Source organism: Novipirellula herctigrandis (genome assembly GCA_007859835.1).
In the GTDB taxonomy this organism is placed as follows: Bacteria; Planctomycetota; Planctomycetia; order Pirellulales; family Pirellulaceae; genus Novipirellula_A; species Novipirellula_A herctigrandis.
Genome location: SJPJ01000001.1, coordinates 4,958,726 through 4,978,135, shown reverse-complemented (window position 1 = coordinate 4,978,135; position 19,410 = coordinate 4,958,726). Strand labels below are relative to the sequence as shown.

Below are 19,410 nucleotides of genomic sequence, written 5' to 3'. Positions count from 1 at the left end.
CTGGACAATAGCCTCGGAACCGGACAATAGCCGCGGAACCGGACAATAGCCGCGGAACCGGACAATGGCGCGTCATTTTATTTCTGCTAAGCTACTGAACAATTCACTTACATTCACCTAAAACGTTCCATTGCTATGCAGGTCCAAAAAGCAGTCATTACCGCAGCATCCCCGAGCCAAAACACGCTCCCGCTGCAACAATTAGTTGATCGCCGCGGCGATGTCAAAACCGCTTTGCAGTTGATCGTAGAAGAAACGCTCGCCGCAGGCGTTGAAGAAATCTGCGTCATCATTCGACCGGGCGATCAGGAGGCCTACGAGCAGGCCGCCGGCACTCATCTAGGCAGCATTGAGTTTGTCGAACAGCCGGAACCCAAAGGGTATGCCGATGCCATTCATCAAGCGAAAGCGTTTGTTGGCAACCATCCCTTCCTGCACCTCGTAGGCGATCATTTGTATCTCAGTTCGACCGAGGTGCCGTGTGCAAAACAATTGATCCAAATCGCCAACGAGTTTGAATGCTCGGTGTCCGCAGTTCAATCGACTCGCGAGAACAAATTGCCATATTTTGGAATCGTCAGCGGTCCGCTGGTTCCTCGACGAAACGATGTGTACGAAGTCGAGTGTGTGGTTGAAAAACCGACACCAACATTCGCCGAACAAGAATTGGTCACCCCCGGGTTGAGGGCTGGACATTATCTTGGTTTCTTCGGCATGCATGTCTTAACCAGCGAAGTGATGACCGCCATCGAACAGCTTCTCGCCGAGCCTTCCGCCGAGAAAGCGACGTTGTCCGACGCCCTTGCAATTCTTTCTTCCCGCCAGCGTTATTTGGCGTATCAAGTCGATGGTACGCGGTACAACCTGGGTCTGACGTACGGACTTTTGAACGCCCAATTAGCAATTGGTTTATCTGGAAAAGACCGCGACCAAATCCTAACCGAGCTCGTCGAACTGCTCGCCAGCCGGACCGAAGGAGAACGCGTCAAGTGAACCGGCTCATTGAAATCATTCAGTCCGACGAAGACTCCGTTCGCGATCAGTCACTCGAATCAGTATGCGGGAACGCTACACTCGATCAACTGCTCGGACATGCATCAGAACTAGACGCGTTTCGTCGACAAGAAAGCAATCTTTATCGACGCGTTCGAGCGTTGTTTTTCATGTCCGCGATCTATCGGTATCATTTGCCTAGCCAGTTGCCTGTACGACAAACGGGTCATATCCCGTTCGAAGGATACGAACATCTGCTGTCACGGCGTTTCAAAGAAGCGATCGATTGTTTTCTAGCGGCTCAAACAACCGATGGCCCAAGTGATGCGCTCGCCAGTGCACTTGCCCAAGCTTATCATCAACTTGGTTTTCAAACGTTGGCGGATCAAGTTCGCCATAGTGTTCGAACGGTGCGCGGCAACCAGTGGATGTTCCGCGTTGGCCATCCTGATGATCATCCACTGCGAATTCGACCGGAATTAACCCAAGTCGATCCGGCGACCAATACGACGCCACTGCTAAAAGAAACGACTGCCGTGCGAATGGATTTTTCGCACAGTGCATGGAGTGACATTTTTTTCCTTGGGATGGACTTTCCCGAAGGCGCACGCGTGCTGAATGTCTCGGTCGATCTCGGCGTTCGCGGTCGCGACTCGCAAACCAAACCACCTATCGAAACCTATTTGCGAGTGATCGATGAGCCGGTGATTCGTTTAGCCAGTGTGGATCTCGGCGCAACGACGAGATTGGAATCGATTTCGGACACTTTTGATTTTGCTCGCGATTATTTGGGCCTATTAAAGGCAGCCTTGATCGCATCGGGGATCGTCCCACCGGGACTGGAGGGATGCCGTGAATCGATCGCGGATCTTCTCGGCGTGATGCTTGGCCCAGGGCGGGGGTTGGAATTGGTTAGCAAAATCAATGACATTCCCAAAGGATCGCGACTTGCCGTCTCGACCAACTTACTCGGCTCGCTGATTTCGATCCTGATGCGAGCGACCGGTCAAGTTCAATCGCTCACCGGATCACTGGGTGAAAACGACCGGCGACTGGTCGCAGCACGCGCGATTCTCGGCGAATGGATCGGCGGCAGCGGCGGTGGTTGGCAAGATTCAGGAGGCGTTTGGCCCGGTATCAAGCTGATATGCGGAACGACCGCCGAAAAGGGGGACCCCGAATTTGGCATCAGCCGCGGACGGTTGATGCCGATCCACCATGTCCTCGACCATGAAACGATCAGCGACGAGACGCGCGAAAAAATTCAAAAAAGCCTCGTCCTCGTGCATGGCGGGATGGCCCAAAACGTTGGTCCCATTTTGGAAATGGTCACCGAGCACTACTTGCTGCGAAGCAAAAAGGAATGGGACGGTCGCAAAGAAGCGATGGAAATTCTTGACGAAGTGGTAGACGCCTTGAAGGCAGGCGACATTAAGCGCGTGGGCGATGTTACGACGCGTAATTTCGAAGGACCACTTCAAACGATTATTCCTTGGGCCACCAATCGTTTTACCGATGCACTAATCGAACAATGCCGCGATGCCTACGGCGACAAGTTTTGGGGATTTTGGATGCTCGGCGGAATGGCGGGCGGTGGCATGGGATTCATCTTTGATCCCAAGGTGAAAGATGAGGCGCAGCAGTGGCTTGGCCAAAGGATGCTGCAAACGAAGAAGACGCTCGCAACATCATTGCCATTTGCGATGGACCCGGTGGTTTATGATTTTTCGATCAACGACAAGGGAACCAGTTCCGAATTATTGACGGGAAAATCGGCGATGTTGCCGGATCGCTACTACGCATTGGTCTTGCCCTCACTACTACGTACGCCACTGCGTGACTTATCGCTTCGAACACGAAGTGAACTCGAACGCATTAGCGAGCGATGCCGCCATCACGAATCGGGAAGCGACACAGCGGGACTGCTGTTGGGCAGTGTGTTGCCGTCAATATCGACCGACGTGCAGAAAGAATCGTCCCTGCAAAAGGTACTCTCGGAGATTGGTTTTGATCGTGAACAACACGAACAGATTCGAGCCGATTTGCTAAGTGGTCGTATCGGCTTGTCTCAAAATCGGTTGCCTGCGAACACCATGATCGAGGATGTCCAACCTGGACAGGTCGTAGAATTGCGAGAAGGAATTGAAACGAAATACGTCGATCTCGGTAAAAAAGCGATCCAGGATGGCTCCGTCGCCGTGGTCACGTTGGCGGCAGGCGTGGGCAGTCGATGGACCGAAGGAGCCGGCGTTTGCAAAGCATTGCACCCGTTTAGCCGGTTCGCCGGCCGCCACCGCAGCTTCATGGAAGTCCATTTGGCAAAGAACCGCGCGATCACGGCCAAACATGGTGGCCGCATCCCTCATGTCTTTACCACCAGTCATCTGACGGACCAACCGATTCGCGAATTTTTGGACCGAAACGATTTCTTTGGCTTCGGCGGAGACGTGATTGTGTCGACCGGTCGAAGCGTGGGCCTCCGGATGATCCCGACCGTTCGGGATTTGCGATTTCTATGGGAGGAAACATCTCAACAAATTCTCGATGAGCAACAACAGAAGGTCCGCGAAAGTGCAAGAACCGCGTTGATCGACTGGGCCAAATCAGCGGGAGAAGCGAGCGATTACACCGACAATGTGCCGAGCCAGTGTATTCATCCGGTGGGACATTGGTATGAAGTTCCTAACTTGCTCCGTAGCGGTGTGTTAAAACAATTGATCGACCGAGAAAAGCATCTTCGTTATCTGATGCTTCACAACATCGACACCCTCGGGGCGAACGTCGATCCCGGTGTTCTCGGGCGACACATCGACGGTGGCACCACGCTCTCCTTTGAAGTCATCACACGCCGACTCGAAGATCGTGGTGGGGGACTCGCCATGGTCAACGGACACCCGCGGTTGGTCGAAGGTCTGGCGATGCCCAACGAGGAAATCGAGTTTGAATTGCCTTTCTACAACACCATGAATACGTGGATTGATATTGATGGATTGCTCAAAACGTTCGGGTTAACTCGAGCCGATTTGTCGAACCAACAACGTGTTGATGAAGCCGTACGAAAGATGGCGTTGCGTTTGCCAACCTACATTACACTCAAAGACGTTAAAAAACGTTGGGGCAATGCCCAAGAAGATGTTTTCCCGGTTGCCCAATTCGAAAAACTATGGGGCGACATGACGGCACTTCCCGAAGTGAGTTGTGCCTTCTTTGCCGTCCCGCTGCGCCGAGGCCAACAACTTAAGGCCCAAGCTCAACTCGATCCGTGGAAACGCGACGGCAGTGCTGACTACATCGACTCGCTATGTAAGTGGTAATACTGTCGCTCAGGGCGTCCTATTATCGTTCCTGCCTAGATCCACCAACCGATTCCATTGCTCTTGAGTCGCGACGTGGTCTCGAGGAATGAAATAGGACGCACCTGATTCGGTTGTCAACGTGACGAGATTGTCTTCCATTGTGAAGGTACTTATCTTCGTCGTTGGCATTCGCACGGCCGATTCGTTGTTGCAACTGGCAAACTCATCGGGACTGATCCATCCATGTTGGTGCCACACTTGCACCGATGTTCCTTTGAAATAGTTCCACCATGTGCGACAGTTGACCGTCAATGCGAAAACGGTATAGATGATTCCACTCCATAGGAAAATGGGATGGATGGAATCTCGAGCAAACCAGAATAGACAACCAGCCAGAACCGGACTCACCAATTCGGCACTAGCCTGTTTTCGAAGTTGAGGAGTCTTCATCGGTTGACGAAGCGTCATTTGACCACGAAACCGAATTGCGTCCGCCGGTGGATGACTGACTTGATTCCAAACATCGAGGTAGAATGGATCCTCATCGGTCGTCTTTTCGTTGGCGAGTCTAATCCAAGTTTGCTTTAGCGGTGCCGCAGAAAAGATGCTGTAGCTCTCAAACAGTCGGTTGGTAAAGGCCAAGTACCGATAGGGGCTGCCATCAACGCTAAATCGGATTCCTTTCTTGGAAACCCCGACGTTCACCAAGCGAGACGGGCCAAACCAGTACTGATAGGTTCCGTCATTGAAAAGCAAGCCGGATTGGGAAAATTCGCCACGCGCGGTGCCTAGTAGATCCGGATGCTTTTTGAGATGTCTACGTGTGATCCCCTGTTTGCCAATTCGTCTCTGAATGAACCAAAGTCCGAGTCCAATCAAGACACAAAAAGCAAAGTTAGCAAGTCCAATGAGCAGATTTCCAGTGGAAACAAAAAAGAGTCCCGCACTTCCCACGAAGAGGATCGTGATGGTCAACAGCGCGGCGAGTACCAGATAGAGAATTCGCTCCGAATGATTCTGCGGAAGCAAACAGCGGTAATCGTCCGGCTCGATCACGCCATTGAACCGCAGAATGTCCTCCGGTAGTGAATTTCCATCAACCGGCTGTGCTGGTTGATAGGGATTGGGTTTTGAGCTGTCGATGGCGACTATCCGGCACTCGAAGACAACAATCAGCGAACGGTCCTTCACACATCCTTTCGAAATGACCGTTGCTCATTGGCAACCTACTCTTAGCGTTGTGAAACTTCGACGGCTGCAGGGGCAAATTTTTTGAGATTGGGCAAATCGCTTTGGACACCTTCCTGTGGCACCTCCCGGTTAGATGTCCAAACAATTCCGTTGAGGATGAACCGTCGCAAATTTTCTTCATTCCAGTTCTTAAAAAAGTGGGGCATCACGATTCCGAAGCCCCGTCCGCCACTGCCATCCGGTTTATCGCGTTGCACACACCACGCAACGACTTGTTGACTTGGGTCTTCCGGCGGCAGCATCGATGTTGCCAAGGCCGTCACGTTCGGTGCCAATTGATTATTCTCTTTGCCGAAATAGTTATCGATATAGGGTTCGTCGTGAATCGTGAACTCCGACCAACCACGCGAGATAGGATGAAGGGGGGCCGCAGGCGTGATTGTGGCGGACGGAAAGATTTTGGCGATACCTTGATGGTGAGGACACGTTTTGTTGGCAAAGTAGCCTCCCAACCAATGCAGTAGCGGATGTTCGCCGTCGGCTGCGACGTCCTGTCCTAACAATCCAGTAGCGTAGTGGACACAAACTATCCCACAGCCACGTTGCATCATTTGACTGAGCTTCGCCAGAATCGCATCCGTATTCTGCAGCCGTTGTGGCGGAAACGTGTCGCCCATGAAGACAATACTTGCAGCCGAATCGAGCAGCGCGTCATCTTCGGGCCATCCTTGGACAACCGTTGCTTTGAACGATTTGAGATTGTCCGCGCGTTCCAAACAATGGGCCATCAATCGCCCGCCCGCGGCAACTTCGTGCGATCCGGGGGGATGCGTGCTCGGACCGACAATGATTAACACCTGCGTTAGCGACGGTTCCAAATCCGAGGTTTGTGCAGTGACGGTTGAAGCGGTCGCCAATACTAGAAAGCTCAGGATCAAGCATCGTTTCATGGTCGAGTAACTGTGTGTGGTATGAATCATTGGGGCGCGTGTCCAGGGACAATAAGAACCGGGTGAGGACTTCGGCGGATACGGTCTTGAACAAACCCTTGTCCAAAGCGGTCATCCACTTCAAGCGGCATCACCAGAAGCATTTTTTTCGCCTCTTTAAGCGGGTTAGGCGGTGCCAACTCGCCTGCTTGAGGCCGTAAATGATAAGTCAAATTTCGTTCGCTAGCGGTTTTGGCCATCGCCGCGTGGATCGCTTGATGTGTCTTCGCCATCGCTTCGCTGAACTGCTCTGGTGCAAGCTTCTTCTCAGGATCCATTGCCTCAATGATGCTTCGAAAATTTTCGTATTGTTCTTTTTCGATCACGAGGTTGAGCAGCACTGTCGCCTTTTCGCTGGCTAGTCCGAATGCCCACGCGGCCGCGCGATTCGCCATGTCGCATTCGCTGCCAATCACTACTGAGATTTGATCAAGGCACTCCGCAAGCAATTGATCGCTTCGGCGAATCACAAGAACCGGTTTAGAAGATCGAGCAAGTAATACGTCGATCACAGTCCCTGCACTATCAGTTCCAACATGCTCAAACGATCGGCCAAATGGGCACGGCACCACAACCAAATCCACGTCCAGAGCGTCCACCGCCGCAAGAATTTTCTCGTAAGCTTCGCCCTCGGATGGTTGAATCGGTCGAGCTCCTGATACTTGCTTTGCTCGGTCAGGAGCTTGGTCAGAAGTCGCGTTTGATGCATCGCGTGCATCGAGAACAAGCGTTTCGACGTTGAATCGATCACGCAGGGTTTGAATTGCTGATTGGGATGTATCGTCTTGGTCCGATCCGTCGAGTATCCACATCACTCGTGACGGCTGTATCGGACGGATCGATGCCGATTGACCCACTTTTGATCGCTCAAACATACGCATCGATTCATCGACGTCGCGGTCCAAGTTGGTTGATTCTGATTCTTTGCTCATGTCACATTTCGTTTGTTAATCAAGTGTTGGGATCCACCCCATATTGTAGGCAAGCATTACGTACAAAATCGCACCAATCACTTGAATCACCATAATAGCACCTCCAAGTTTAAGGAACGTCCCCCATCCAACATGCACCCCCGCTTCACGCTTGAGTGCATAGATCGCGATGACACATGAAATCGAGCCAATCGGAGTACCGTTCCCACCAAGATTGCAACAAATGATCAACACCCACCAAAGCGGTTCCACCGGAACGTTCCCGCCCGAGATATCTTGGACGATCGGGATCAACGTCGCAGCTACGGGAATGTTGTCGACGATCGAGCTGGCGACGGCCGAAAAACCACCTAGCAGTGGAAGCAACAACTCAAGCCGATTGCCCGACAAATGAATCACTTGCTCGGCCACCCATCCCAAAGCACCGGTCTGTTTCACGCATCCGATGATCACGAACAGACCCATAAAAAATAAAATCACCGTCCAATTGACTTTGTGAATCGCGTCCTCGACCCCTTTGCCAGCGAACAGCAGCGCTGCGGTTGCGCCGACCATCGCGACGAAATCCATTCCCACACCAAGTTGTTGGGCTAGCGCAAAACCGATCACCGTCAAGATCAGGATGGTAGCGCTACGAAGCAAAACCTTGCGGTCTTCGACCAACGCCCATGGATCAAACGTGTCAATTTGTTCTCGCAGTGCAGTCAACTCGTCAGTCGACTGTTTCCATGGCAAATCGTCGCGAAAAAAGAAACGTAGACCCGCAATCGCGATCACCAAACTGACCGCTGCATAAGGCAACGCAATTTGCAGAAAGTGCATGTAGGGTATTCCCGCCGCCGTGCCAATCATGATGTTCGGCAACCCGCTGGCAAAGGTTGCAATCGCGCCACTGTTCGCACAAATCGCAACACTGAGCAGTAGCGGCATTGGCTTGTAATCGAGCGATCGACAAATCACTAACACTAGCGAACTGAGAATCAACATCGCCGGGACGATGGTCAATACAGAAACGAACAGAAAGGTAACGACACAAAGCGTTAAGAATAGCGTGGACGCTTTGCCATCGGTCAGTCGAACGATCCACATGCCTAGAAAATGAAACAAACCGCTCTTTCCAACGACATCGACCAAAATTCCGGTGCCAATAATGACACCAAAAATGTTGAGGTCTTCCTTTAGGAAATCGTAGATCTTTGGATATTCGAAAAGGTCAAGCGCAATTCCGAGGACAATCAAGACCGCCGCGCCGCACAATGCCGCGACGGTTTTGTGAAATCGCTCGACCGCAACACCAACGTACGTCGCCATCATCACCGCAGCGAACAAAAGCATGATCCAAGCCGCGGCGGGTTCGACGGGCGTATCTTGGAGTGCAGACGCGAATAGCAACATTGGCGTTTGGTTCTAAGAGGACAGAGGTGGAATAACAGGCTGCGGTGCTGCCCAGTGTGTTTCGTCAGCCTAACAGCTATCACAACAAAATAAACCCGAGTCGTGAGCAACCCGCTACAATCGTTCGGATACAATTAGCGATAACATGACTGTAGTCTCCCCCATTTCAACCCACCAACCATTTCGACGCAACACTCATGCTGACCCTGAACCAATCGTTTTCTCGCGTGACCTTTCTACTTTGTCTTTTTTTTCTCCTAACGGGCAACCAAAGGGCGGCACTTTCCAATGACACGGCGGTTGTGGATGTTTGGATTGGCACGAGTTCGGCAAAGCCAAGCAAGGGGATCTACCACTGTTCGCTCGATACCGCGACCGGAAAATTGACCGAGTCCGAATTGGTCGCCGAAATCAATGGGCCTGGATTCTTAGCTTTGCATCCAAACGGGAATGTGCTCTACGCGGTTGGAAAGCTCAATGGAACACCATCGGTGGTCGCCTATCGAATCGAACAGGGCGCGAAATTGGCATTACTCAATTCGCTACCGATTGGCGATGGTGACGCCGCTCATGTTTCGGTAGATTCCAAAGGCAAAATGCTGCTCACGGCGCAATACGGCAGTGGCTCCACGGCGGCATTTTCGCTCAATCAAGACGGATCGTTGAAAGAGCGGACCGCTTTGATGAAGCATGAAGGTGGATCACAAATTGTTGCTAATCGCCAAGCAAGACCGCATGCCCATTGGACAGGTTTTTCGCCTGACGAGCAATTCGCATTCGTACCGGACCTGGGATTAGATAAGGTCGTGATTTATAAGGTTGACACCGATACGGGAACGCTTTCGCCCCACGGTTTTGGCCAGGCCCCTTTAGGCGGTGGACCGCGCCACATGAAATTTCACAACAATGGCAAATGGATCTACGTTCTCAATGAACTTGACCTCAGCGTGACAGTATTCGACTACGATGCGGAGCGGGGAACGATGATGCCGAAACAGACGATCCCGACGGTATCAAAGTCGTTACTTGCGAAAGAGTTATTTAAGAGTTCTTCGGAAATACGAGTCCACCCAAGCGGCAAGTTTGTCTACGCAGCAAATCGCGGTCACGACACGATCACCGCAATGAGCGTTGATCCGGCAACGGGTGAATTATCCGTGATCGAGCTTGAAAATATCCGTGGCGCAACGCCACGTAACTTTAATATCGATCCGACCGGGAAGTGGGTAGTCGCAGCAGGACAAGATTCACATACGCTTGCCTGCTTCGCGATTGAGCAAGGCACCGGTGAGCTGACCTATAACCAAAGTATTGTCCGAACGCCCGCTCCGATTTGCGTATTGTTTGGAAACAAATAGCGAAAATTTCGGTTTGCCAACGTCAGCCAGAGGCGGTAGAACAACGGGTTCGAGCAACCGCACTTACGGGGCTTTCGTATTCACGCTGACCTGCAACCGCTATGGGGATCCGCATGTTGGAAACGCGAACAGAATTGTTGCGCAAGATGGCAGTATTCGGGGGACTGAATCCGAAAGCCTTGCAGATTATTCTCGACAACGCATCCGAGCTTGCTTTGGCTTCAGGCGATTACTTTTTTCATGAAGGCGATCCTGCCGATTCTCTATTCGTGATTGAAGCAGGAACCGTCCTCATTCAGCGATATTGGAATGGCGAGCCAATCATCCTCGGACGGCTTGTTCATGGCGATTGCTTCGGCGAAATGTCACTGATTGATTTTCAGGGTCGCTCGGCATCCGTGGTCGCAGAATCTCATTGCCAGGCAATTGAAATACCAGCCAAGACATTGCGAACATTGTACCAACACGATCTAGAGCAATACGCGATGATCATGATGAATTTGGGTCGCGAAGTCAGTCGACGATTAAGGGCCGCTGACGAATGTTTGTTTCGATTGCAGCAAGATCCAACTTTGCCTGTCGAAGCCCCATTGATCCCCTAAGCGTCCCTGCATGATGCAACGAGAATTCAATTGATTTTGCGTTCCACCATCGCTCGATTGCGACCACCGTTTTTCGCGTCGTACAGCAACTTATCCGCGCGCTGAAACCAACTTTGCTCGCCATCGTCTTCGCGAAGCAGCGCGCCGCCGATCGAGGCGGTCAGCTTTCCGATCGGTTCACCCGTGTCGTTAAGGGTTAACTTGTTCTGGGCAAACGACTGACAGATCGTTTCGCCAAGCTCCATTCCCTTGGCTGAATCAAGCGTATTGAAAAAGATCGCGAATTCGTCACCACCATACCGAGCGACTGACGCATCAACGGCGATCTGTTCAATGTTCGATGCCGCAAAACGCAGCACCGTATCACCCGTCGCATGCCCGAATGTATCGTTAATCAGTTTGAATTTATCGAGATCCACCAACAGCAGTACGAAATGTCGTTCGCCTCGTTCATGATGCTCAAGTGCATTGGACATCATCGTGTCAAAGAAAAGCCGGTTACCAATATTCGTCAACGGGTCCGTCATTAACTTCCGCTGCGAATCCAAATAGCTTGCTCTCAATTTCGTAACTTGACTTCGAGATTCTTCTAAACGCACACCCATTCGATCAAGTTGATCCTGCATGCATTGATTGCTCGCTAATACGGATTCAATACAGCTCTTCAATTCCTCGACGGTCGTTTTCTCTACCGACAAGTTTTCACTTGCTTTGTGGACCGAGTCTTTGAAGGTATTCCCAGCCGAAAGTTGCTCGTGAATGATCGAATCAACCGTCCCTATGGTGGTCGCCAAATCTTCACCAAGTTTTTGAGTCAGTTCACGCTCATCGCTACCGGCAAAAAATTGCTGATGTAGCAGTTGCAACTGCTCGTAGCTGACCGACTTGGCTTCGTTTACTGCATGCGAAAGTTGTTCACGCAGTTCCCCAGGTTCACCCTCAACATAGTGATACCAAACCTTGTAGATGTCAGGCGTTGGTGGCGTGCGAAATTTCGTCACATAATCGAGAGCCTCCTTTGCAATCGCGAAAGCCGTCAAAGGGTCACGCTCGGGGGGACCGGTCCGATTTCTGAGGTTCGCCAACGAAATCTCCAAATGTGAAAATATCCTATTCGCCACACCGTTTAGTTATCGGAATCGAAACTGCCCTGTCCAAACATGCTTGTAGTATTTAATCCATATTGTCTGCGGTGTTAGTCAAGACTGCAAACTGATTCGGCACAAGAATGGTAGTCAACCTAAACAGAAGAACACACATGATCGTCGCGTTGACAAAATCAGTTCAACCTAAAGCCCTTTGAGGAACAACAACGTTCACTGCGAGATTACCCTCACTGGAGATTGCTGCCTGCGCGAATTAGCAATTTCCAGAGGAATTGCGAATAGAAATTTCTCGTTTGACTGTCGAAAAAATCGTGTCTGATTTTTGAACCGTTCGCCACGCGACCAACATGATCCCTGGGCGGACGCCGTTGGTTCAGGTTCGCTTCCAACTTTACGGGCTTTCCACCGATACAGCGACTCTCATATTAGTTCCGGTATGCATCGAATGTTAAATGATCGGCCTGTTCCGCTTGCTAACAGTCAGAGGTTTGGGGCCATGAATGCGAACCAGGATGGCTATGGATCGCGACTGGTCCAACAGCCGATTGAAGATGTTCGACGACAAATTTTGTAACGACATTTCAAAGTATCGCTACAACCATCAAACAACGCTTCCTGAGCAGATCGCTTTGCTCTGCGCACCAGAATGCTCTGCACATCCGAATTCGCATTGGGCAAAACCTGGTTGACCTTGATCATTGGCACATTGACGCAGCAAACACGGACGCCGATCGCTGAGCTGACCATGGCGGAAAAAGAGGGTCCTATCGCAACGGGATGATCCTAAGTGTAGCCTGCGCGAAGTATCACTCCGCCAAGGACGAGAAAGTGGGATCGTGGATGCCAGTAAGCCTTTAATTGGGATGACCAAAACTACCAATGGCAATGCATCCCACACATTCGAAGTACATATTCGCTGGCTTTAGACAATCATCTTGTTATATTTTGACTTCTCGCCCGCTAGAATTTGGATGTTCGATATTCGATGAACCAACAACCTGAACTATTACTTTCGCTTCCGCCGCAAATGGCCAAGCAGTTGAAAAACTGTTATCCGAAACTGGCCCAGCGATGCTTCGCGACATTCGATCCGCCACAAACGCAACTTGGTTCCGGTGGCGGAACGGCACATGTGCTACATGAATCGTGGCAAAACGATGGTCAATCTGCCTTCTCGGATTGGATCGACGAACAACGCCGCATTGTCATTCACGGAGGCGGGGAAAGTCGACGGCTTCCGGCTTACGCGGCGATGGGGAAGTTGTTCATCCCAATCCCAACATTGCGTTGGGCTAGGGGCCAGCGATTGGGGCAGACGCTGCTCGATTTGAACGAACCATTTCTGCGGAGTGTTTTCGATAAAGCTGATTCCTGTTCGCGCTTGATGATTGCCAGCGGCGACGTGCTTTTACGCAGCGGCAAGCCACTCAGCCCGCTACCGGCTGCTGACGTGGTCCTGCTTGGGATGTGGGCAAATCCGGAAATTGCGACCAACTTCGGCGTCATGTTCGTTGACAAATCCCAACCGGACAAACTTCAAACTTTCTTGCAGAAGCCAAGTCCTGACGAGATCCGTGATCGCTCCCGCCAATCTGCCTTCTTGATCGACATTGGCGTTTGGTTGCTGAGCCGCCGGGCGGTAGAGTGCTTGATGGCCCAGTGCGGTTGGAACGCAAAAACATCCTCTTTCAACGATTTAGAGTCAAACGCTTCAGAGCATCCACAAAACTGTGATCTATACGGACGCTGGGCGCTGAGTCTTGGCGAGAATCCACAAGTGGAGGATGCGTCGATTTCAGAACTTTCCGTCGCGATCGCGCCCATCTCGCAAGGTGAGTTCTATCACTTTGGAAAAACGAACGACGTGATTGACTCCATGTACGAGTTACAGACGCTCGTCCGCGATCAAACCGAGCTCGGCTCGGTGCCTTCCTTGGCCCAACCAAAACAATTCATCCAAGACGCCAAGTTTGGTGCCCCACTACGTCGACAAGAAAACGAATCTCTATGGGTCGAAAACTGCTACATTCCTGAATCGTGGCAATTGTCGCGTCGGCATTTACTGACGGGCGTCCCACCAAACGAATGGAGATTAAAACTTTCAGAAGGAACTTGCCTCGATATCGTTCCAATCGGACAAGACAAACTGGCCATTCGGGCTTATGGGTTCACAGATTCTTTTCGCGGACCAATCGGCGAGACTGCAACCCGTTGGCTTGAACAATCAGCCCCGCATTGGTTTTCCGCCCGAGGTTTGACTATCGCTCAAGCCAACATCAATCCACAAACGGATCTACAAGCCGCCGAATTATTTCCTGTCATTCATGCCAACGAACTGGCCGGCGATTTCATTCAGTGGATCATTGATGGTGATCCGCAACCGAACCTCACCCACCGCGCCAATTGGCTGGCGGCCACGCGTGTTTCGGCTCGCCAATTGGCGCAGCAAGCGTCACTCATGCGAATGGAAACGCAACGCCATCAACTTCGCCAAGACATCCTTCCCGTGATGGCATCGCATGGCAATCGCAGCGTTTTCTACAATTTAGATTTGGCCGATGTTGCCAGCATGTACGCGGATTCATCGGCCGCTTTGCCACCTGCATGGGACGAACAGGACGATACGATCGTCGCTGTTCACAACCGTATGTTTCGATCCGAAGTCATGCGTCGCCGTGACGACGAAAACTGGCTCAAAGAAGAGCAATCTTGCTTTGCTCTTTTGGAGCAGTCAATCGTCACAAAATATGAACGAGAGCCACTGCAGCCGAAGTTTTGTTTGGCGGAAGATCAAATCGTGTGGGCACGCAGCCCCGCACGAGTTGATATCGCGGGGGGTTGGACCGATACACCACCATACTGTTTGGAATACGGTGGCAGCGTGGTCAACATCGCCCTCGATCTGAACGGGCAGCCGCCGGTGCAGGTGTTTGTACGTCGTTGTGAGGACCGTTCCATCACAATTCGATCGATCGATTTGGGCAGCAGCGAAAGGCTGACGAGCTACGACCAAGTGGGCCAGTACCGCGGGCTTGGCAGCGAATTTTCGGTGGCGAAAGCTAGCCTAGCTTTGGCCGGATTTCATCCACGATTCAACGGCGATGCGTTCGGTTCGCTTGAGAGTCAATGCGAACAATTCGGAGGCGGTATTGATGTGTCAATGTTAGCGGCGATTCCAAAAGGATCGGGCCTCGGCACCAGCAGCATCTTGGCGGGCACCTTGCTCGGAGCACTCAGCGAGCTGTGCCATTTAGGCTGGGACGCTCACGGAATCGCAGCCCGCGTGAGCGCCGTGGAACAAATGCTCGGCAGTGGTGGTGGTTGGCAAGATCAATTCGGAGGCGTTCTGCATGGCGCCAAGCTGATTCAGACGAAACCTGGATTGGGCCAAGCAGCGTCGGTTCGTTGGCTACCGAGTGATTTTTTTAGTTCACCAGAATTCACCGCACGCGGATTGTTGTACTACACCGGCGTCACTCGTGTTGCGCACGATGTGCTCGGAGAAATCGTACGTGGAATGTTCTTGAACGATCCCGAGCGGTTGCGAGTATTACAGAACATTGGCAACAACAGCCTTGATTGTTTTGACGCTGCCCAACGGGGCGATATGGCTGGTTTTTGCCGCTCGGTTGAGCGAAGTTGGCAATTGAACCAACAGCTTGACGAAGGGACCTGTCCGCCATCCATTCAGGAATTGGTCAACCGGATCGAGCCGCATGTCAGTGCTATGAAGTTGGCTGGCGCAGGCGGCGGTGGATTTCTCTACATGATTGCCCGCGACACAGAGCATGCAAATCGACTTCGCGACGATTTGGAAAACGAACCACCGAACTCCCGAGCTCGGTTTGTGGATATGTCAATTTCGAACACGGGGCTACGAGTGACCCGAAGTTAAACTAGATTGACACTTGTTTGCAGCCCCGACTTTCCGGCCTCCGAAACGCGTCCGAAACTTCCTCGCCAAAACGATCACATCAACTTTATCCACCGATGGAATACATCGGCCGCGTGGGGCGTAGGAATGTCAAGTCATCGGTGCCGTGGCCAGCCTTCTTAGATGAAACTGCTGATCGAATTCGATCCGCGATCGCTGCGTCATCGGATCCATTGCGAAGCAGAACACGTACATCACCCGAATCTTCGCCGAATAGACAATTTCGCAGCTGACCATCGGCGGTTAAGCGAAAACGATTACACGTATCACAGAATGGTTCGCTGACAGAGGGGATGACACCAATAGTCCCAAGACCATCATCAAATTGGTAATCCGTGGCTGGCGAATCGTTGCTTGTCAGTGGTACTAGCGGACGTATCGCTTTGGAAAATCGAGCTAGAATTTCGGCACCTGTCAACACACTTGCTGAATCCCATGTACCATCGGTATCAAGCGGCATGAATTCGATAAAACGAATGGGAATTTTCGTCTCGCGAGCGAAATGGCCAAACGCTTCGATGTGCCGTTCTGTGAAACCACGCAGTGCAATCGCGTTGATCTTCACTTTCATTTGACGTTTCCTCGCTGCCGTGATAGCAGAGAGCACTTTGTCCAAACCGGGCCGCCGAGTCGCTTCGCGAAAAGAGGCCGCATCGAGTGCATCGAGACTAACATTGACGCTTCGCAAGCCGGCCGCAAACAGGTCATCAAGCTGAGCTTCCAACAACACTCCGTTGGTAGTCATCGACATTCTTCGAATGCCATCGATTGCGTTAATGCGTCCAACCAACTTATGTAGTTCAGCTCGCACCAGCGGTTCACCGCCAGTCAACCGGACATCATCAACACCAAGTTCGACCGCAATCCGAACGAATCGTTCGATTTCTTCAAACGTCAAAATCTCCGTCCGCGATTCGTAGTCCGGCGTTTCAGCTGGCATACAGTAAGTACATCGCAAATTGCACCGATCGGTAACACTCACGCGAAGACTAGTATGTAGGCGTCCGAAAGTATCAATCAGCATAAGGGGACATCGATAAGGTGACGAGCGATCAAGCGGTACATTTACGGCGGAATTTGATCCGACTTTCACAACAGTACGTAGAATCATGGTCGATAGCGAGAAACGAGGGAACCACCCTATTTCCCCCTGGCACCAATCACATCGGTCATCGATTTGACGTGGCGAAGCAAAAATACCGTGATACCAGTTGCTCCGATCGGCTACCAAGATCAACGTAATCGAGACCGGCAACTGAATTGCAAAACTCATTAACAAGGGAAACTCGACCGTACTACATATCGCGATACTTGTCACGAAGATCGCAGCCCAAATCAGTTCAAGATTTCGCCGAATCCGAAACACATTGCAGAATAGAAAAAAGTGAATCAGCACGAATGGTATAAGGTAGGTCAACTGACCCATGATTGGAAAGCTGAGCCACGTGACTATCATTGAAACCAAAATAGCCAATCCCTCTGTTACAGAAAATCAAAAACCATAGCTCGGCTGATAGCGTTGTTTCGACATCTTGTCTCTACTAAACATGAAGGTCTGCGGATTTAACCTGTCGATGATCGTCCAACTTGACATTGCGCTGGCCAAAGGTCGTTTCCAAGTTACGAGCTTCGGAGGTCGCGACATTCCAGTTCGTAGCCGCTATCGATATTGGTCGAAGACACAGCATGGTACCCCAATGTCAGCGCATGCATGACACGAAACTCCGCTAACGAATTGAGTACGTCGTGCCAGGCATGATCCTCCATCGTCATGGAACGCCGGCAAGATGATTTTGGTTTGAACAGATTGAAGTCAATCACTTCGATTTCTTGCTCACTTGCTTGGCAATATCCAAAGAACAACCAAGGAATCACCGCACTTGGGATTAACGATTCAAAAGAATTGTCGAGCCACTTGGCAGCAAGTTGACGTAAAACAATTTTCAACCCAAGGTAAACAACGGCTACACCGCAATAGACGATCGAGATAAGCGGTGATGGCCACATCCCGGAACCTGATTGTCACCCAATGAAGACCAAGGCAGTAATGGTCATCGTGATCAAAGGAACATCGTTAAAGAACGACCATTCGGCACAAAACCGGCGAGAGGAAAAAGGAAGCCAGCACTTTACACCGAAAATGTTCGTGTAGTCCAGCATGATATGCAGCAGCATTCCCAATGCGATTCCCAATCCACACCAAGTGAACTGCAAATTAACAAATCCAAGACCGATTGGGACTGCACCGACCGCCATAACGACTCCCGCACAATGAGTAAAGGTTTGATGCCAGAGCAAGAACGCTCGTTTTCCAAACAAACGGCTCAACGCGTCAATGTCTGGCAAGACGCTGCCAATGACGAAACCGGCTGAGACTTCAGGGGCAAAGATTAGCCAGGGCCCCGTGATCGCGGTTCCCATCATCGCATGCGTGACAATGTCCATCGCAAAATCTTCCTGAATTGACTTGAATTTGATCGTTGCGACTGTTTCGATGGGCAAGCGATTCGATAAAACAAACGGAAAATTCTCGACGATTATAGTGTGCACCGACGCCCAGGGTGCGCCAAAACCGCACAAAACGATTTGCCCAATAGACACTCAATACGAATAATTGGAAGTGGCATCTTGATTGCACTCGCATCTGAGTATTCCTTCTCTCCATTAGCCGAGGACTTCCGATGAGACGAGTTTTATTGGCAACGGATGGCTCACAGTGCGCCCAACAAGCAGCGTCGTTTTTAGCTCACGTTCCGCACCGCCAAAAACTGAATTTGACGGTGATGACGGTGTTGCAGATGCCATCGATTAACCGTCGGTACCCAGTGGAAGGATTGATGTCATCGTTCGTCGCGCGTGAACGCGAATTCGCTGACGCGACTTTTGAAAAGGTGAAGGAGATGTTCGATGGTGCCGATGTGGACATCGAACATGTCTATGGCGAAGGACACCCGAGTCAACGAATCATCGAGTTCGCAAAGGAGCGTGACGTGGACTTTATCATTGTCGGCGCACAAGGTCATTCGGGGATTCGGCGCATGTTGCTTGGCAGTACCAGTGACGAGGTGGCGACGCAAGCACATTGCAGTGTCTTGGTGGTTCGCCCAACTGGCATTGGGGAAACGGTTCGCCCGTTGCGAATAGCGATTGGCTACAAAGATACCGAGCCGGCGCGAGCAGCGATTGAAGCATTTTGTGAAACACGTTGGGGCATGCAAACGGATATTCATGTTGTCACGATCGCGTCCTACATTTCAGCCTTTTTAAATGAAATCGTGCTAGACCCTTCGGTGGTTAAGGACGAAGCAACGGCTGCGTTGCACGAAGTTGCTGATCGTCTTCGCGAGGTTGCACCGCACACGGTGGCGCACTTAGTAGAGAGCGATCATATCGGCGAAGGATTGGTGAAGTTCGCTGAAAAGCATACGTCCGACATTCTAGTCGTTGGCGAGACGCCACACGGAATGTTCGGCAATGTATTGCTAGGAAGCGTGAGTCGGTATGTGCTCCGTCACGCTCCTTGCAGCGTTTGGATTGCCCGCGGCAACGTCGAGCAAAGTGATTCCCCAGAGCTTTCCAACTTCCATGAATCTACCTTGGCAAAATGGAGCTAG

14 protein-coding genes are annotated in these 19,410 nt (G+C 51.4%); 6 read left to right on the top strand and 8 right to left on the bottom strand.

The features are described 5' to 3' along the window. Positions 1-135 precede the first annotated feature (135 nt). Positions 136-993: a sugar phosphate nucleotidyltransferase gene (locus CA13_RS18150; RefSeq protein ID WP_146398976.1), complete on the top strand. Its 858-nt coding sequence runs from the start codon at positions 136-138 to the stop codon at positions 991-993. Next, entirely contained in the window at positions 990-4,307 is a 3,318-nt protein-coding gene (locus CA13_RS18145) for a UTP--glucose-1-phosphate uridylyltransferase (protein WP_146398974.1), read from the top strand. Before CA13_RS18150 ends, CA13_RS18145 begins: the two co-directional genes overlap by 4 nt. A gap of 9 nt (positions 4,308-4,316) precedes the next feature. Here the strand turns inward: CA13_RS18145 and CA13_RS18140 are convergent, their stop codons facing one another. Genes CA13_RS18140 through CA13_RS18125 form a run of 4 tightly spaced genes read right to left on the bottom strand, consistent with a single transcriptional unit; the run spans position 4,317 to position 8,796 of the window. After that, positions 4,317-5,480 carry a hypothetical protein gene (locus CA13_RS18140; RefSeq protein ID WP_146398972.1) on the bottom strand — a complete coding sequence of 388 codons (1,164 nt, stop codon included), beginning with the start codon at positions 5,478-5,480 and terminating at the stop codon, positions 4,317-4,319. Positions 5,481-5,521: 41 nt separating this feature from the next. Next, positions 5,522-6,430, bottom strand: a complete 909-nt coding sequence (locus CA13_RS18135) for a ThuA domain-containing protein (protein WP_146403745.1) — start codon at positions 6,428-6,430, stop codon at positions 5,522-5,524. Between the two features lie 26 nt (positions 6,431-6,456). Beyond that, entirely contained in the window at positions 6,457-7,401 is a 945-nt protein-coding gene (locus CA13_RS18130) for a universal stress protein (protein WP_146398970.1), read from the bottom strand. A 15-nt stretch (positions 7,402-7,416) separates the two neighbouring features. Next, positions 7,417-8,796, bottom strand: coding sequence for an ArsB/NhaD family transporter (locus tag CA13_RS18125; protein WP_419194525.1), 1,380 nt, complete (start codon positions 8,794-8,796; stop codon positions 7,417-7,419). Positions 8,797-8,993: 197 nt separating this feature from the next. On the opposite strand from CA13_RS18125, the gene CA13_RS18120 reads away from it, so the two are divergent. Together CA13_RS18120 and CA13_RS18115 are read left to right on the top strand one after the other, a co-directional pair. Further along, positions 8,994-10,154 (top strand): lactonase family protein, encoded by a 1,161-nt coding sequence (locus tag CA13_RS18120; protein ID WP_146398968.1) that lies wholly within the window; start codon positions 8,994-8,996, stop codon positions 10,152-10,154. A 146-nt stretch (positions 10,155-10,300) separates the two neighbouring features. Next, positions 10,301-10,756, top strand: a complete 456-nt coding sequence (locus tag CA13_RS18115; protein WP_419194524.1) for a Crp/Fnr family transcriptional regulator — start codon at positions 10,301-10,303, stop codon at positions 10,754-10,756. Between the two features lie 26 nt (positions 10,757-10,782). Here the strand turns inward: CA13_RS18115 and CA13_RS18110 are convergent, their stop codons facing one another. Then, positions 10,783-11,841, bottom strand: coding sequence for a GGDEF domain-containing protein (locus CA13_RS18110; RefSeq protein WP_146398964.1), 1,059 nt, complete (start codon positions 11,839-11,841; stop codon positions 10,783-10,785). Between the two features lie 1,006 nt (positions 11,842-12,847). Here CA13_RS18110 and CA13_RS18105 point away from each other — a divergent pair. Next, positions 12,848-15,757, top strand: coding sequence for a bifunctional fucokinase/fucose-1-phosphate guanylyltransferase (locus tag CA13_RS18105; protein ID WP_146398962.1), 2,910 nt, complete (start codon positions 12,848-12,850; stop codon positions 15,755-15,757). Between the two features lie 85 nt (positions 15,758-15,842). Here CA13_RS18105 and moaA read toward each other — a convergent pair whose 3' ends face one another. From moaA to CA13_RS18090, 3 genes are all read right to left on the bottom strand, one after another. Next, on the bottom strand, positions 15,843-17,192 hold the full coding sequence (gene moaA / locus CA13_RS18100) for a GTP 3',8-cyclase MoaA (protein WP_419194523.1): 1,350 nt from the start codon (positions 17,190-17,192) through the stop codon (positions 15,843-15,845). A gap of 224 nt (positions 17,193-17,416) precedes the next feature. Then, positions 17,417-17,803: a hypothetical protein gene (locus tag CA13_RS18095; protein WP_146398960.1), complete on the bottom strand. Its 387-nt coding sequence runs from the start codon at positions 17,801-17,803 to the stop codon at positions 17,417-17,419. Positions 17,804-17,818: 15 nt separating this feature from the next. Next, entirely contained in the window at positions 17,819-18,241 is a 423-nt protein-coding gene (locus CA13_RS18090; protein ID WP_146398958.1) for a metal-dependent hydrolase, read from the bottom strand. A 236-nt stretch (positions 18,242-18,477) separates the two neighbouring features. Between CA13_RS18090 and CA13_RS18085 the strand changes: the two genes are divergently transcribed. Further along, positions 18,478-19,410, top strand: a complete 933-nt coding sequence (locus tag CA13_RS18085; RefSeq protein ID WP_146398956.1) for a universal stress protein — start codon at positions 18,478-18,480, stop codon at positions 19,408-19,410.

Excerpts from the sequence above, each read along its gene's own strand:
- CA13_RS18150 (WP_146398976.1), top strand. The coding sequence starts at position 136 with ATGCAGGTCCAAAAAGCAGTCATTACCGCAGCATCCCCGAGCCAAAAC.
- CA13_RS18135 (WP_146403745.1), bottom strand. The coding sequence starts at position 6,430 with ATGAAACGATGCTTGATCCTGAGCTTTCTAGTATTGGCGACCGCTTCA.
- CA13_RS18130 (WP_146398970.1), bottom strand. The coding sequence starts at position 7,401 with ATGAGCAAAGAATCAGAATCAACCAACTTGGACCGCGACGTCGATGAA.
- CA13_RS18125 (WP_419194525.1), bottom strand. The coding sequence starts at position 8,796 with ATGTTGCTATTCGCGTCTGCACTCCAAGATACGCCCGTCGAACCCGCC.
- CA13_RS18120 (WP_146398968.1), top strand. The coding sequence starts at position 8,994 with ATGCTGACCCTGAACCAATCGTTTTCTCGCGTGACCTTTCTACTTTGT.
- CA13_RS18115 (WP_419194524.1), top strand. The coding sequence starts at position 10,301 with ATGGCAGTATTCGGGGGACTGAATCCGAAAGCCTTGCAGATTATTCTC.
- CA13_RS18105 (WP_146398962.1), top strand. The coding sequence starts at position 12,848 with ATGAACCAACAACCTGAACTATTACTTTCGCTTCCGCCGCAAATGGCC.
- CA13_RS18095 (WP_146398960.1), bottom strand. The coding sequence starts at position 17,803 with ATGTGGCCATCACCGCTTATCTCGATCGTCTATTGCGGTGTAGCCGTT.
- CA13_RS18090 (WP_146398958.1), bottom strand. The coding sequence starts at position 18,241 with ATGGACATTGTCACGCATGCGATGATGGGAACCGCGATCACGGGGCCC.
- CA13_RS18085 (WP_146398956.1), top strand. The coding sequence starts at position 18,478 with ATGAGACGAGTTTTATTGGCAACGGATGGCTCACAGTGCGCCCAACAA.